This is a genomic window from Paenibacillus amylolyticus, assembly GCF_050990605.1.
Lineage (GTDB): Bacteria > Bacillota > Bacilli > Paenibacillales > Paenibacillaceae > Paenibacillus > Paenibacillus amylolyticus_H.
In genome coordinates, this window is record NZ_CP158832.1 from 344,560 (window position 1) to 360,212 (window position 15,653).

Annotated in this window: 16 protein-coding genes; 14 read left to right on the forward strand and 2 right to left on the reverse strand. The window is 49.7% G+C overall.

Annotated features, from left to right (window positions below):
• Positions 1-19 precede the first annotated feature (19 nt).
• The 14 genes from ABTV53_RS01635 to nfsA all read left to right on the forward strand — a co-directional run bounded on the left by ABTV53_RS01635 (position 20) and on the right by nfsA (position 13,823).
• Positions 20-1,051, forward strand: a complete 1,032-nt coding sequence (locus ABTV53_RS01635) for a BMP family lipoprotein (RefSeq protein ID WP_017691014.1) — start codon at positions 20-22, stop codon at positions 1,049-1,051.
• Between the two features lie 108 nt (positions 1,052-1,159).
• Positions 1,160-2,659, forward strand: a complete 1,500-nt coding sequence (locus tag ABTV53_RS01640; protein ID WP_433749880.1) for an ABC transporter ATP-binding protein — start codon at positions 1,160-1,162, stop codon at positions 2,657-2,659.
• Complete coding sequence (locus ABTV53_RS01645; protein ID WP_017691012.1) at positions 2,656-3,723, forward strand: ABC transporter permease; 1,068 nt, start codon at positions 2,656-2,658, stop codon at positions 3,721-3,723. The genes ABTV53_RS01640 and ABTV53_RS01645 overlap by 4 nt, the downstream gene beginning before the upstream one ends.
• Entirely contained in the window at positions 3,707-4,630 is a 924-nt protein-coding gene (locus tag ABTV53_RS01650) for an ABC transporter permease (RefSeq protein WP_076332630.1), read from the forward strand. The genes ABTV53_RS01645 and ABTV53_RS01650 overlap by 17 nt, the downstream gene beginning before the upstream one ends.
• 46 nt (positions 4,631-4,676) lie before the next feature.
• Entirely contained in the window at positions 4,677-5,348 is a 672-nt protein-coding gene (locus tag ABTV53_RS01655; protein ID WP_210109989.1) for a sulfite oxidase-like oxidoreductase, read from the forward strand.
• Between the two features lies 1 nt (position 5,349).
• Positions 5,350-6,108, forward strand: a complete 759-nt coding sequence (locus ABTV53_RS01660; protein WP_433749886.1) for a nucleoside phosphorylase — start codon at positions 5,350-5,352, stop codon at positions 6,106-6,108.
• A 482-nt stretch (positions 6,109-6,590) separates the two neighbouring features.
• Positions 6,591-6,776 (forward strand): hypothetical protein, encoded by a 186-nt coding sequence (locus tag ABTV53_RS01665; RefSeq protein WP_017691007.1) that lies wholly within the window; start codon positions 6,591-6,593, stop codon positions 6,774-6,776.
• A gap of 123 nt (positions 6,777-6,899) precedes the next feature.
• Entirely contained in the window at positions 6,900-7,391 is a 492-nt protein-coding gene (locus ABTV53_RS01670; RefSeq protein WP_433749889.1) for a GNAT family N-acetyltransferase, read from the forward strand.
• Positions 7,392-7,513: 122 nt separating this feature from the next.
• Positions 7,514-7,912, forward strand: coding sequence for a metal-sensitive transcriptional regulator (locus ABTV53_RS01675; protein WP_433749891.1), 399 nt, complete (start codon positions 7,514-7,516; stop codon positions 7,910-7,912).
• A 58-nt stretch (positions 7,913-7,970) separates the two neighbouring features.
• Positions 7,971-8,171, forward strand: coding sequence for a copper ion binding protein (locus tag ABTV53_RS01680; protein WP_017691004.1), 201 nt, complete (start codon positions 7,971-7,973; stop codon positions 8,169-8,171).
• A 227-nt stretch (positions 8,172-8,398) separates the two neighbouring features.
• Positions 8,399-10,876 (forward strand): heavy metal translocating P-type ATPase, encoded by a 2,478-nt coding sequence (locus ABTV53_RS01685; RefSeq protein ID WP_433754005.1) that lies wholly within the window; start codon positions 8,399-8,401, stop codon positions 10,874-10,876.
• Between the two features lie 286 nt (positions 10,877-11,162).
• Positions 11,163-12,320, forward strand: coding sequence for a YhgE/Pip domain-containing protein (locus ABTV53_RS01690; RefSeq protein ID WP_433749893.1), 1,158 nt, complete (start codon positions 11,163-11,165; stop codon positions 12,318-12,320).
• Positions 12,321-12,487: 167 nt separating this feature from the next.
• Positions 12,488-13,087 (forward strand): TetR family transcriptional regulator, encoded by a 600-nt coding sequence (locus tag ABTV53_RS01695; RefSeq protein ID WP_433749896.1) that lies wholly within the window; start codon positions 12,488-12,490, stop codon positions 13,085-13,087.
• Positions 13,080-13,823 (forward strand): oxygen-insensitive NADPH nitroreductase, encoded by a 744-nt coding sequence (gene nfsA / locus ABTV53_RS01700; RefSeq protein WP_433749898.1) that lies wholly within the window; start codon positions 13,080-13,082, stop codon positions 13,821-13,823. The genes ABTV53_RS01695 and nfsA overlap by 8 nt, the downstream gene beginning before the upstream one ends.
• On the opposite strand, the gene ABTV53_RS01705 is transcribed toward nfsA, so the two are convergent.
• Complete coding sequence (locus tag ABTV53_RS01705) at positions 13,820-14,626, reverse strand: TatD family hydrolase (protein WP_433749900.1); 807 nt, start codon at positions 14,624-14,626, stop codon at positions 13,820-13,822. The genes nfsA and ABTV53_RS01705 overlap by 4 nt on opposite strands.
• Before the next feature lie 107 nt (positions 14,627-14,733).
• Positions 14,734-15,642, reverse strand: a complete 909-nt coding sequence (locus ABTV53_RS01710; protein ID WP_433749903.1) for an ABC transporter ATP-binding protein — start codon at positions 15,640-15,642, stop codon at positions 14,734-14,736.
• Positions 15,643-15,653: the final 11 nt, after the last annotated feature.

Consider the following 15,653-nt stretch of genomic DNA (forward strand, 5'->3'; position numbering starts at 1 on the left):
GAAAAGGGGTATTTTTAAAATGAAAAGAGGTTTATCGTTCGTCTTATCGATCATCATGTTGGCTATTTTGTTGGCAGCTTGTGGGAATTCGGCTTCCAAAGACGAACAATCCGCCCAAGGCAGTGATTCGGAGAAATCTCTTCGGATGGCCCTCGTACTTCCCGAAAAAATAGGGGTTAACCCTTTCTTTGTACAGATGGATGAAGGTTTCAAAAAAGCAGGAGAAGAATTTAAAGTAGACACCAAGACGATTGAATCGACAGATCCGGCAGCATTTGAACAAAATCTGCGTGCTGCGGTTGCCGAGAATTATGATCTGATTATTACAGCAACTTTCCAGGCAGAGGATGCATTGAAGAAAGTCGCTGCAGAAAACCCGGACAAGTCCTTTGCGATTGTAGATACAACAGTGGATCTGCCTAACGTACGTAGCGTTGGTTTCCGTGAATATGAAGGGGCGTACCTGCTCGGTGCAGCTGCTGGATTATCCACCAAAACAGACAAAGTCGGCATGATCGCAGCAATGGACGTACCATTGATCAAGAAATATACAGAAGGTTTCAAAGCTGGATTGGAATCCGTGAATCCGGATGCAGAATTCCTCGTGAACTATGTAGGTGGATTCAATGACCCGGCCAAAGCCAAAGAATTGGCATTGGTACAATTCGGCAAAGGCGCTGATTTCATCGCTGGCGCATCCGCTGTAGGTGATCTTGGTGTGTTCGAAGCAGCGAAAGAAAAAGGCTTCTACACTTCAGGTCAGGATACGGACCGTACCGTGGAAGACCCGGAACATATTGTATTGTCTCAATTGAAATCAACGGATACCGTTGCTTATGAGACCGTAAAAGATTTTGTAGAAGGCAACTTCAAAGCAGGTGCAGTAAACTACGGTTTGAAAGAAGATGGTGTAGGCCTGACTTACGTTACGCGTGATAGCGAATCTCCGCTGAATGCTTTTGTTGGACAAGAAGTGATCGACAAAGTGAAAGCAATCAAAGATGATATCGTATCCGGCAAAATCGTAGTCAAAGATCCATTGCAACAATAGTTTTGAATGTTCTTTTCAATGAATGAGTGATGGAAATGATCAGCCGGCTGCCCGATCAGGCAGCCGGTTTTGCTGCTATTAAATGACCGAGAGGAGCGAACGCGAGATATGCTGTTGGAGATGGAGCACATTACGAAGAAATACGGCGGCTTCACCGCTAATCGTGACATCCGTTTTAATTTGCGTGAGGGAGAGATTCATGCCCTTGTAGGTGAGAACGGGGCCGGTAAAACAACCTTGATGCGTATGCTGTACGGTATGGAACAGCCTACGACAGGCACAATCAAAGTCCGTGGACGTGAAGTGAGCTTTGCTACGCCGTCCCAGGCGATGGCAAGTGGCATCGGTATGGTGCACCAGCATTTCATGCTGTTCCCTTCCTTTACGGTGGCGGAGAACATCGTGATTGGACGCGAACCGGCAGCGGCAGGTGTATTTGACCGTAAAAAAGCAGCGGCCCAGGTGAATGAGCTTGGCAAACAATATGGCATGCCGGTTGACCCGTGGAAAAAAGTGTCCGAGTGCCCGCTTGGCATGCAGCAGCGTGTTGAAATTCTCAAGGTGCTGCATCAGGGCGCAGACATCATTATATTGGACGAACCTTCAGCGGTACTGACACCGCTTGAAGTGAAGGAACTGCTGGCGAATATGAAATCTCTCGCCAAGCTGGGCAAAACCTTTGTACTGATCACACACAAGCTGCAAGAAGTCATGGATGTAGCCGACCGGATCACGGTACTTCGGGATGGTCAGGTGACAGGTACGTTGGAAGCGAAGGATACACATGTGGAGGAATTGTCCCGTCTGATGGTTGGTCGTGAACTTGTGCGTATGGACAAGCAGCCATCGGTTCCAGCCGAAGCCGTGCTTCAGGTGGAAGGGGTTAATCTGTCCGGAGCGAAGGATCGTTCGGCGCTCAAGGAGATCCATATGGAGGTTCGAAAAGGTGAGGTCGTTGGCATAGCAGGTATCTCTGGTAACGGCCAGTCTGAATTGATTCAAGTGATTGCGGGACTCCGTAAGGCGGATAGTGGTCGTGTCTTGCTCTCCGGGCAGGATACAACGAACTGGCCTGTACGGAGAATAAGGGAGCATGGACTTGCTCATATTCCGGAAGATCGTTACATGTGGGGAGCGGCCAAGGATGCGAGCGTTCGCGAGAACGGGCTAATGGGACACCATCATCGCTTGCAGTCACGCGGCATTATCAAAGCCAAAGCAGCAAGAACGATGGTAGAGAGTTGGATCCAACAGTTCAGCATCAAGACAGGTTCTGCGGAAACCAAGGCACAGTTCCTGTCCGGAGGAAACTTGCAGAAGCTGATTGCTGCCCGCGAATTTGCACAGGATACACCGTTTCTGATTGCAGCCGAACCAACACGTGGTGTGGATATCGGTGCTATGGAGACGATTCATGCCGAATTGCTGCGCAAACGCAGTGAGGGCGCTGGCATTCTGCTCATTTCATCGGAGTTGTCGGAGATTTTGCAATTATCTGATCGGATTATTGTCATGTATGAAGGCGAAATTGCCGGAGAACTGAGAGCAGAAGAAGCGACTGAGGAACAGATCAGCTTGTTAATGGCAGGAGGGAAAGAGCGGATATGAATCGGGTAAAAGAAACACTTCGCGGACTCGTACAGCCGCTGCTTGCCGTATTCATCGGTCTGATTGCAGGGGCTGTGGCGATTCTGATCGTTGGCGGTAATGTGGTGGACACGTATGCGGAGATGTGGAAAGGGGCCTTTGGCAACTTTTACTTCTTCACCAATACGTTGGCTCGTTCCACACCAATCATCTTGGCAGGACTGGGTGTAGCGTTGGCATTCCGTGCCGGATTTTTCAATATGGGAGCCGAAGGCCAGATGATTCTTGGCGGGCTCAGTGCCGCGCTTACGGCGCTCTATCTGCCAGGCCCGGGCTGGTTCGTGTGTATTGCTGCGATTGTAGCAGGTATTGTTGCCGGGGGAATCTGGTCCCTGTTTGCAGGTTGGCTGGATGCTCGTTTCGGCATGAATCTGTTGATCACAACCTTGCTGCTTAACTATATTGCCATTTATTTTGGCGGATACATGGTCTCCTATCCATTCAAGGATCGGACTGGATCTGCAGCGATGGCTCAGACACCCATGATTGATCAGAGTATCTGGCTGCCGAAGTTGTTCCAAGGCATGGGACTGCATGCCGGCTTCATTATTGCCATCGTAGCGGCTATTCTGATCTACTGGTTCACACATAAAACGGTGACCGGTTACGAGATTCGCATGCTCGGCAGCAACCCGTCCTTTGCAACCTACGGCGGTGTTCGCCGCATTCGCATGATGATGCTGTCCATGGTCATCAGTGGCGGACTTGCTGGACTTGCAGGTGCGGGGGAAGTGCTCGGTACACAGTACCGTTTCCTTGATGGCTCGCTATCTTCTGCAAGTTACGCCTGGAGCGGCATTATGGCCACGCTGCTTGCCCGCTCGCATCCACTCGGTACAGCTGTAGCAGCTATTTTGCTGGCTGCGTTACAGACAGGTGCCATGGGGATGGAACGGAATACGGATGTGCCGCTTGAAGTCGGCAGTGTCATCCAGGCCGTATTGACGTTATTTGTATCAGCTCAGATCGGTTATTCATTCCTGAAGCGGAGAAAGGAGAAAAAGTCCAATGCAACAACTGTTTGATGCAGCCATGTTTGGCTCAACCTTGCGGATTATGACTCCAATCCTGCTTGCAGCGCTCGGTGGGGCTTTATGTTCCCGTGTCGGTCTGTTCAACGTGGGTCTTGAAGGGTTGGTTTTGATCGGTGCATTCTCCGCTATTGTCGGCAATTATCTGTTTGGCAATGTGCTGCTGGCTGTACTCTTTTCCATTATAATTGTGATGTTATTCTCGGCGCTCTTTGCCTTTATAAGTATTAATCTCAAGGCCAACGCCATCGTGGTCGGGATCTCGCTCAACTTCCTGGCTGCGGGGGTGACGACCTTTGCACTGCGTGCGATATTTGATGTAAAAGGTGCATACTACGACAAAGATATGGTGGGACTTCCCAAGTGGGATATTCCGCTGATCAAAGACATTCCGTGGGTGGGCGATGTATTATCGGGACATAGTCCCTTGGTCTATCTCGGCATTGTGCTTGTAATTGGACTGCAATTCTATCTGTTCAAAAGTGTATCCGGCTTCCGCCTGCGCTCCGTCGGGGAGAACCCGATTGCAGCACAGAGCATCGGGATCAAGGTGCGCGGCATCCAGTATGGCGCCGTTCTGATGTGCGGCGTGTTGTGTGCTCTGGCTGGCGCACAGTTGTCGCTCGGTCAGGTGACAATGTTTACTGAAGGTATGACCGCTGGTCGTGGCTTTATCGCGCTGGTGGCAACGATGCTGGGACAAGCGAATCCGCTGGGCGTCATGGGCTCCAGTGTGCTGTTCGGCTTCATGGAAGCATTGAGTATTCGTCTGCAAGGTTTCTCCTTGCCAACCCATTTCACATTGATGTTGCCGTATATTGTGACGCTTGTCGCAATGTTCTTTTTCAAAGACCGTACCTATGCACAGGATGCACTGAAAGCGGGCGGAAGCTCGCGTTAATTCCTGAATGCCGATGTAGAGGCAGTAAAAGAAGGAGGAATTCCACTTGCATAACAAGGCTGAACGTTTGAAAAAAGGAAAAGCCCCGGCACCCAAAGCGGGCAATGATTATGGAGATCGCTTGCCGCCGGGACAGATGTTGACGGAGAAATTTCCGATTCTGCATGAAGGGGAAGTGCCAGAATATGACCTGTCCACCTGGGACTTGAAGGTATTCGGCGAAGTGGAAGAAGAGAAGGTCTTCTCCCTAGCCGAGTTGCAGGCAATGCCTCAGGTGAACACAGTGAGTGATATTCACTGTGTCACACGCTGGTCGAAATTCGATACGCCGTGGGAAGGGATTCGCTTCTCCGATTTTGTGAAACTTCTGGGGGTTAAGCCGGAAGCGAAATACGTGATGATCCATGCGGATCATGATTATGAAACGAATGTACCGCTTGAAGAATTGATGCATGATGACGTACTGCTTGCATTCAAATATAACGGCGAGCCACTAACGCCCAAACATGGTTTTCCGCTGCGTATGGTCGTGCCCCAACTCTACTTCTGGAAGAGTGCCAAGTGGATACGTGGTCTGGAGTTTATGACAGAAGATCGGAACGGATTCTGGGAAGTGAATGGGTTCCACCATTTTGCCGATCCGTTCAAGGAGCAACGCTTCTCGGGTGAAGATCTGCCGATTCCGGAAGACGAGTGGACGAAGAAGGAGTTTGATTGATATGTTGATGCCTATTTTGCAGATTCATTCGGAAGACATGCCGGCATATGCCATCGTATGTGGTGATCCGGCACGTGCGGAGAAGATTTCCCGCAAGCTGGAGCAGGCGAGAGAACTGGCGTTCAGTCGGGAGTATCGCACGTTTGTTGGTTTGTATGAAGGGGTACAGATCGCTGTGGTCAGCCATGGTGTAGGTTCACCTGGAGCAGCTGTCTGCTTCGAGGAATTGATTCGCGCGGGTGTAACAACTCTGATTCGTGTAGGTACAGCGGGATCATATACAGCCGATTATCCGGCAGGCAGTGTGATTGTGAGTACAGCTGCTGTTCGTACGGACGGGTTGACTCGCCAACTGGTGCCGGATGGTTTCCCAGCGGTAGCGGACATTGGGGTGACACAAGCGTTGATCGAGGCTGCTCGTGAGCAAGGTAGCGTGGACGCTGCAACATTTGCAGGCAAAGTGGGCGTGGGTATCACCGTAACGCTGGATGCGTTCTTTTCAGGCGTGGAAGAGATCCCACACCGCAAGTACAAGCAGGCTGGAGCACTGGCGGCCGAAATGGAAATTGCTGCGCTCTATATTGTTAGTACCTTGCGTGGCGCTCGCGCCGGAGCGATTGTCGCAATCGATGGATTCGCGGACAGTGATCTGGCTGCGGAGTATGATCCGCATACGGATGCGGTTGGACAAGCGGTGGAGCGCGAGATTAATGCAGCGCTACGCGCACTCGCCGCGCTTGCTCGCCAGGATCAGGTATAGTACGAAACCGGATATAAATCGGTTAAACGTCCGCCTGAATTGGACTATAGGTAAAAAGAAGGCATCCTGTAAGGTCATGAATTTGACCAGCGGGATGCCTTTTTTATGACCGTGGAAGTGTATGGAACGTTTTAGTTAAGGTCGTAGGTGAATATGGGCTTAGCCATCCGTATTGTATATCATTCTAACGAACTCAGCACGTCTTATTCGGGCGGAAATCGCAAGTGTGAAAATCTAACGAATCGTTGGCACGTTAATACCGGAATTAATGCCTGTTTTCAATCCATTTGATGAATTACCGTGAAGTAACGTGTCTGAGATTCTTTAGATTTTCACTCCTTCTCTAATTGCCCGTATAAGGTGTGTACGATTCGTTAGCTCTTACGCCTATCCTTCGCTGTGAATGATAATGCAGAAAATGGGTAAGTTATATAAAGGAACATCAGCATGAACATGAATACGAAAAAAAGGAGGACTCTACGATGACTCAGAACAATCAACCTCAGGACGAGGCAGAAATTCGCAACAAGCTGGATGAAGACGGGGATTCCTTGATGGAGAAAAAGAAGATTTTAAGCGGAGTAGATATTGAGCCGCAGGCGGACGAATGGGCAGCGAAGCCATCACCTGTTGCTTTTAATGAAGGCAATGCTTCTTCGAAAAAATAAACAACATGAGCATCCTACGGGCTTGATGGAATGAAAATAAATTTAGCGAGGCAGGTACCCTTATGGTATCTGCTTTTTCATTGTATAATAATGTAAAATTCGGCAGACGAAAGAGTGATGGGGATGAGCACGAAGGGGAATGTTAGCATTCGAAAGGCAGAACTCAGGGACTACTCTGGCGTGTCATTGTTGATGGATGAGCTGCACCAGATGCATGTCGAGGCACGTCCGGATTTATACAGAGCGTTAGAGACCAGAATGGAGGAAAAGGAGTTCACCGAACTGCTGGAAACGGACAAGCGTTACCTATATGTTGCCGAGTCTTCGGAAACGGGCTTGATTCTGGGATACGGGAGCGCGCAGTTAAGTGTAATTCAGGATAATCCATTGATGGTGGATCGCAAGATGTTGTACATCCATGAACTTGTAGTGGATACCAAGCATCGGGGCCAGGGAACGGGTAAAGAGTTACTACAAGCATTCATCGAGCTAGGGAGAGAGCTTCAGGCAGACAGCGTGGAATTGTCCGTTTCGACTTTTAACTCTGGGGCACAGGCTTTCTATGAACAGATGGGTCTGGTCGTCCGCAGCAGCAGGATGGAGTATACCTTGTAAGAGCATCGCTCTATTTAATTAGGAAGGATACATCCATTTTAAATTAAAATATCAAAACACTCTTGAATACCCCCATGGGGTATGTTATTCTTAGAAAAGAACGAAAGAAAAGGGGTGTTCAGATGGAACATCAGAGCCATCCCGAGGAACCTTTGCAATCCTCCAAGTCTGATTCAACGGAAGCTTTGGCTACAGTTCAAGAGGCGGCATTCTGTCATGCCGAGGGCAGTGAGGGGAAGCATGTGCGCAAGAGTCACCATTCGCAGGAGATGAAGAGTAATCTGGTTTCTCGTTTGAACCGTGTGGAAGGTCAGATTCGCGGGATCAAGGGACTGATCGAGAAGGATACGTACTGTGATGATGTGCTGACGCAGATTGCGGCGGCTCAGTCTGCTCTTAACTCGGTAGGCAAGCTTCTGCTTGAAGGTCATATGAAGAGCTGTATCGTTGAGCGCATTCAGGCTGGTGAACATGAGGTTGTGGATGAACTGCTGGTTACGATGCGGAAGTTAATGAAGTAAGCTGAGTCAATTCACCTATTTAAGTTATCATTTTAATATACCCGAGGAGGAATTTACAATGTCTAATGTTACGTTGAACGTTACGGGAATGTCCTGCAATCACTGCGTGAAATCAGTTGAAGAAGCTGTGAAGAATACCGGTGCGAGTGGTAAGGTTGATCTGGCAGCGGGAACAGTAGCGGTGGAATATGACGAGCAGACGGTGAACGTGGATCAGATCAAGGCTGCCATTGAAGACCAAGGATACGATGTAGTCTAACGGGATCACAGGCTTAAACCGAACATGCTCATGGGCGAAAAAGAGGTAAGAGACCTTTTTTCCACGAGTCAGGTTTAAGCCTCATTTTCTGTCTGATAAATACCCCATGGGGGTATAATAGATTGCAACATACAATAATTTGAATCGACATGAAAGGAGCTGACATGATGGATAACTCAATGAATAAACCAATGGATGCATCATCAGAACCTACACCAGTGCCGCCTATGGCAGAAGCACCAGGACTAAAAACAACACTGCACATCACGGGCATGACCTGTGCTGCGTGTTCGACACGAGTGGAGAAGGGATTGTCCCGCATGGAAGGGGTGCATGAGGCCAATGTGAACCTTGCGATTGAACAGGCAACCGTTTCTTATGATCCGAAGGCAACTAACGTGAATGCGTTGCGGGATAAAGTAGAGGCGCTTGGCTACGGTACGGTGTCCGAATCGATTGATCTGAACATCACGGGTATGACGTGTGCTGCCTGTTCTGCCCGGATTGAAAAAGGCCTTTCCCGACTACCGGGAGTATCTCAGGCGAATGTGAATCTGGCGCTGGAGACAGGGCATATCGAATATGCCGCAGGCACATTGAAACCTTCGGATATTACCGCCAAGATCAAGCAGATGGGCTACGGTGCTGAACTGCAAATGACGCAAGAAGAGACCACATCGGTTCGTGAACGTGAGCTGCAACGCAAAAAGTGGAAATGGATGATATCTGCTTTGTTATCGATTCCTTTGTTGTGGGCAATGGTCGGGCATTTCTCGTTCACATCCGGAATCTATGTCCCAGATCTGTTCATGAACCCTTGGTTCCAGCTGATTCTGGCAACGCCAGTACAGTTCGTGATTGGATGGCAGTTCTATGTGGGAGCATACAAAGCACTACGCAACCGTAGTGCCAATATGGACGTTCTCGTCGCACTGGGTACCAGCGCAGCGTTTTTCTACAGTCTGTATCTGACGTTATCCAGTGGATACTTACCTTCTACAACCATGGATCATGGGGCAATGGGAACGAGCACAGCCGTAATGCCTTCGGTAGAACTCTATTATGAGACAAGTGCAATTCTGATTACGTTAATTTTACTGGGAAAATGGTTCGAAGCTGTGGCGAAAGGCCGCTCATCACAGGCGATCAAAAGCCTGATTGAACTGGCTCCACGTGAAGCCCGTGTCATTCGTGATGGACAGGAAGTTATGGTTCCTGCCGCATATGTTGCGGTGGGTGACTTGGTTCTGGTGAAGCCAGGGGACAGTATCCCGGTGGATGGTATCGTTGAAGAGGGGCAATCCTCTGTGGACGAATCCATGCTAAGTGGAGAGAGCCTTCCCGTGGATAAAAAGCCGGGAGATGCCGTTACAGGTGCTACGTTGAACAAAAACGGGGTATTACGACTGCGTGCGACCCGAGTGGGATCGGACACGGCTTTGTCCCAGATCATCAAAGTGGTAGAGCAAGCTCAGGGCTCCAAAGCACCGATTCAGCGGATCGCAGATGTCATATCAGGCATATTTGTTCCCATTGTCGTGGGTATTGCCGCACTGACATTCCTGATCTGGTATCTGTTTGCAAGTCCGGGTGACTTCGCCGGTTCCCTTGAAAAAGCGATTGCCGTGCTTGTCATTGCCTGTCCATGTGCACTGGGGCTGGCAACGCCGACCTCTGTCATGGCTGGATCAGGACGTGCGGCTGAATATGGCATTCTGTTCAAGGGCGGCGAACATCTGGAGTCGGCACAACAGATTCAGACCGTAGTACTCGACAAAACAGGGACAGTAACCCAAGGTAAACCGGTCCTCACCGATGTTGTCACGGCTCAGAATTGGACGGAATCCGATCTGCTTGAACGTGTGGGAGCGGCTGAACAGAGTTCTGAGCATCCGCTGGCAGAAGCGATTGTTGCAGGTATCCGTGCCAAAGGTCTGGAGTTGATCTCAACAGAGAAGTTCGAGAACATACCGGGATACGGCGTGCGAGCTTCAGTACAAGGGCAGGAAATTCTGGTAGGTACACGGCGATTGCTTGCGGATGCACAGGTGAATGTCTCTGAGGAAACCGTTCAGCAGATGAACCGACTGGAAGAGCAGGGGTGTACAGCGATGCTGGTAGCGGTAGATGGTCAGTGGGCAGGGATTGTGGCAGTGGCTGACACCATCAAGGATACCTCTCGTGAAGCGATCGGTCGTCTTCAGGCGATGGGGATTGATGTGATCATGATCACGGGAGACAATGAGCGAACTGCTCGCGCTGTAGCGGAACAGGCAGGGATAGGTAAAGTGCTGGCTGAGGTTCTGCCCGAAGGTAAAGCTGCGGAAGTGAAGAAACTTCAGGAGAGTGGCCTGAAAGTTGCGATGGTAGGTGACGGCATTAATGATGCTCCGGCACTCGCTACTGCTGACATTGGGATGGCCATTGGAACAGGAACGGATGTAGCGATGGAAGCGGCGGATATTACCTTGATGCGTGGTGATCTGAACAGCATTGCAGATGCGATTGAGATGAGCCGGCGCACGATGGGGAATATCAAACAAAACTTATTCTGGGCACTCGGATACAACGTTATTGGTATTCCCATTGCGGCAGTTGGCTTCTTGGCCCCGTGGCTGGCAGGGGCGGCGATGGCGTTCAGCTCCGTGTCGGTTGTACTAAATTCGCTGCGTCTGCAACGCATGAAGCTGAAGAGAAATGACTGACCAAACTTTGTTTGAAGATATATTCAACGCCTCATTGTAAATGAAGTGAGGATGAATAAATGCGCGGTTCGCTGCGGCGGGCCGTGTTTTTTGTTGAGAAAAAGACTGTTTAGTCGCCCTTTCATGAAAACGATCAATTGCATTCATGAATAAAGCTTATATTTTCTGAATTTTTCGAAAATGAGTTGACAATATGGACATATTCACATAAAATTTAAACGATCGTTTGATTCAAACAACTGTTTAAATCAAATTAGAACTATTTGAGTAATGGAGGACACCTTTTATGTTACAGGCTTTACGTACATTGTTTAAAAAACCGCCAGTGATTGTAGGGATCGTAACAGCACTTATGTTCCAAGTGATCTTTAGCGTAATCTGGATGACCGCATATTCTGGAGTAAATGACCGTACGAAAGAATTGACGGTTGCGATTGTGAATGAGGACGGCGAAATGTCCAAAGGAATAGCGGATTCACTCGCAGGCACACTGCCTTTTCATACCGTATCCAATCTGAGTGCGGCTGAAGCATTGGACCAGCTGAATCATCACCAAGTACACATGGTGTTGGATATCCCGGCTGGATTTAACGAATTGCTTCAAACGGCCGGCTCCACCGCCGAGATTAAATACACCATTAATGAAGCGAACCCGGTTACGATTAAAAGCATGATGCAAGGTGTATCACAAAGTGTGACCAACACAATTAACAAACAAGCTACAGCACAAGGGGTACAGACGGTGTTAACCGCTTCAGGCGCGCCTGCGGATCAGGCTGCTGAAGCCGCTACGAACCTGGCTACCCGAGTGGAAGGAACGACAACATCGATCAACCCGGTTAACGGGATGAATAATCAGATGGTACCAATGATGATGGTACTGGCTTCCTATGTAGGCGCCATGATCATGGGGATGAACCTCCAGACAGCCATGGGTATGCTGTCATCTACCTATTCCCGCTTGACTTTGTTTGGCGCGAGAGTAGTCATTAACGTGGGTTCTGCATTGGTTGTTTCCTTGCTGGGATCTTCACTGATTGTGGCACTGGGAGGACAGATTGCACAAGGATTCGTCGCATTCTGGTTGTTCCAGGCGCTCTTCCTGTGCACGTTCATGTTCTTCTCCCAGTTCTTCCTGATCTGCTTTGGACCAGCAGGAAGTCTGTTCAACATCATCTCACTGTCCTTGCAACTGGTATCTTCCGGCGCAATGGTACCGCGTGAATTGCTGAACAGTTTCTATAGCGGCATTGGGCAGTACCTGCCTGCAACATACGCCGTTCAGGGTATTCTGAGCGTGCAGTTGGGAGGCCCAGGAGTTCAGTCTGCTGCGGGCTCTATTGTGATTGTACTGTTGGTTGCTGTTGCTCTGTCACTGGTTGTGACGTTGTTGAAAAAACAACGCATGCCAGCTGCGGCACCAAGCCCGGCTCGCGCGAACTAATATAGCAGAAGCATGGTAAGTGCTTCATAGGATAGGACAAGTTAGGACAAGCACCCCGATGAGTTTCATCGGGGTGCTTGGTGTAATATAATAGACAGATAGAGTACATGACTACAGCCCTTGAGCTGGAGCGAATGAGATGAACGGACAAGAGGGAGCGGAACGGAATGACGGAACCGGAGTTGGATATCAAAACGAGGATATTGCTTGCAGCCAAGAAGCTTTTTGCACAGCAGGGGTATGACGGGACGAGTGTTCGTCAAATATGTGATGAGGCAGGTGCCAATGTATCGCTGGTGTCTTATCATTTTGGCGGCAAAGAAAAGGTGTTCGAAGCATTATTTGAGCATTTCTTCCCGGGGCATATGATGAACTCGCTGGCGGAAGAGTCGATGTCCTCGCCTGTGGAAGGTATCCGCCGAATTATTGGTGAAGTTGTGAAGTTCACGATGACGGACCGGGAGATGAGCGATATTGTACAGCTGGAGATCACACTGCGTACACATCGCACAGCTACCGTATTTCGTTTCCTGGACCCTGTCTGGACCCGAGTGAGGGAACTGCTGCAAGAAGGAAAAGACCAGGGGTTGTTCCAGATCGAGTCCGTATCTTATGCGATGCTTCAGGTTATGGGTGTGGCTTTGGCGCACAAACGGGCCAAGAATTCACGATTTGGCTTTGATTATCAGCATATGAATACAGACGAACTCGCTGAGCAGACGATTGAGTTCGTACTTCGAGGATTGGGAGTGAACCGCCATGAATGAAACTATTGAATTGATGATGAAACACCGCTCTGTACGCAAATTCAAGCCAGACCCGGTAAGTGAAGAGCAGCTTGCAGCCATCGTAGCGGCTGGGCAGATGGCCTCCTCTTCTAGCAGTGTACAAGCATATACCGTAATTGCCGTGACGGACATAGAGCAGAAAGCCAAGCTGGCTGAATTGGCAGGCAATCAGGCCTACGTTAATGAATGTCCCGTGTTTCTCGTATGGTGTGCTGATCTGAATCGTCTGAGTGATGCCGCGAAACGTCATCTTCCTGAGAAGGAATCGTATGCCGATTCAACCGAGAATTTCATGGTAGCTACGATTGATGCTGCACTGGCTTCCCAGAATGCTGCTCTTGCAGCTGAGTCGCTTGGTTTCGGAATCGTATATATCGGCGGGCTTCGTACCCGGATTGAAGAAGTCGCTGAGCTGTTGGGATTGCCGGAGGGCGTATATCCAGTGTACGGCATGTGTATTGGTGTTGCAGATCAGGAAACGGGAATTCGCCCACGCCTGCCGCTGAATGCAGTTCTGCATCATAATCGCTATAATGCCGAACAGAGCCTCAAAGGTGTTGAGCAGTATGATGAGACAACGACAGCGTACATGAAAGAACGGACCAACGGTGAGCGAACGACCCCATGGTCCGAACTGATGGCGAAGCGCCTGACTGAGCCGACAAGGTTGCAAGTAAGACCGTTCCTGGAAGGCAAAGGATTCTTGAAGCGTTAAGTTAAGCCGTAGAAGCGCTTTGTGTTCTGATAAAAGAGACGCGCGGCCCGCTCGGTTCCCATGCCGGTAATCTCACTCCATGCCTGAATAACCTGTCTGATCATGGCCGGGTGTGTCATTTGTCCCTGAAATGGCCCTTCGAAGGGCCAAGGTCCGTCGGTCTCGGCCATGACTTGCTCCGATGGATACTGCCGGGCGAGTTCACGAATCTCTTCTTCGTAATGAATATCTGGTGTGAAAGAGATGAAATAGCCATTGTCAGCCATACGCCGTACAGTATCGCGGGCCCCTTTGAACCAGTGAAAATGAGCACGTCGGAACTGATTTTGCTCCAGCAAATCACAGACGATATCCGCATCTTCGTATACCGCATGAAGGACAAGCGGTTTGTTGTGCTTTTTGGCGAGCTGGATGAAACGTTCAAGCAACTCAATATACCCGCTCTGATCGAAGTGCTGCCCTGCCTGTTCAGCTTCCTGTCGATTGTAATAGGGAAGACCGACTTCTCCGATGGCCGTAGCCAGTCCCATATGCTTTTCGATCCATTGGAAGAACAGGTCCATTTCTGCATTGGAAGGCAGTTCCTGTTCCGGATGGAAACCGAAGGCCGGATAAATGGTGCGTGGATATTGATTTGCAAGCTCCAGATTGGCCTGGGCAGAAGCAAGATTCATGGACACGGCTATGACTGCCTCGACCTGCTGAGACGGGAAAGATAACAACATCTCGCGTTTTTCGTCAGGAGTATACTGATCCAAGTGAATATGAGCATCAATTAATGGTGCAAAAGCTTGAGAATGCACGAGGGAATTCCTCCTTGTGTTCCTATATATTTTAACTATGTTACGCAGAATTTCTTGTGGTGGATCACCCAATAAAGGAAAATAATAACAACAGAAAGCCCGCACTATCAAGATAGGCGGGCTTTCTGTTGTTCTTCTCTCATCCACTGTGCAATCTGCCGTTTACGCTCCAGAAAAGCGGATTCCTCCGTAATTTCTTCTCGTCTTGGGCGATCAAAAGGAACATGTACCTCGTGCAACACTGTTGCAGGTCGGTTGGATAACACATAGACCCGATCCGCAAGCAACAATGCTTCTTCGATATTATGGGTGATGAACAGCACCGATCGGCGGTTCTGTTCCCAGATATCGAGCAACCAGCGCTGCATGTCGCTACGTGTCAGTGCATCCAGCGCGCTGAAAGGTTCGTCCAGCAGCATGAGTTCCTGCGGACTGAGCAGGGCGCGCAAAAATGCAGCACGCTGCTGCATTCCGCCCGACAGCATATGAGGATAGGCTTGCTCGAACCCTGCAAGACCTACGCTGCTTAACCACTTTCGAGCCTCCGCAAGTGCTTCGGCCCGAGGGGGAGCGCTTGCAGCTACTTCTCCAGCAAGCAATACATTATCTTCGATGGTGCGCCACGGGAAAAGAGCAGGCTGTTGTGGCATATAACTGATCTTGCCACGTTGGCCGGTCACATCATAACCGTTCATGAGTACTTGCCCTTCCTGAGGTTTCAGCAGACCGCCGATGATATGGAACAGGGTGCTTTTGCCACAGCCAGAAGGTCCAACGATAGCAACAAACTCGCCTTGCTCCACGGTCAGGGAGAGGCCATTCAGCACCGGTAACCTGCTCCGTCGTTCACGGAATGATGCATGAACATTAACAACGTCCAGTGCAGGCGGGACCGGAGCAGGAGTAGTAGTTGTCGGTAGCCCAGAATTAGCCGAGTGAAGTTTTTCACCGTGCTTTGGTTCCAATGCGCGTGCTCCTCGTCCAGGCTGGACTTGTTCGTCCTGTTGCCGATTCATATGTTCATCAC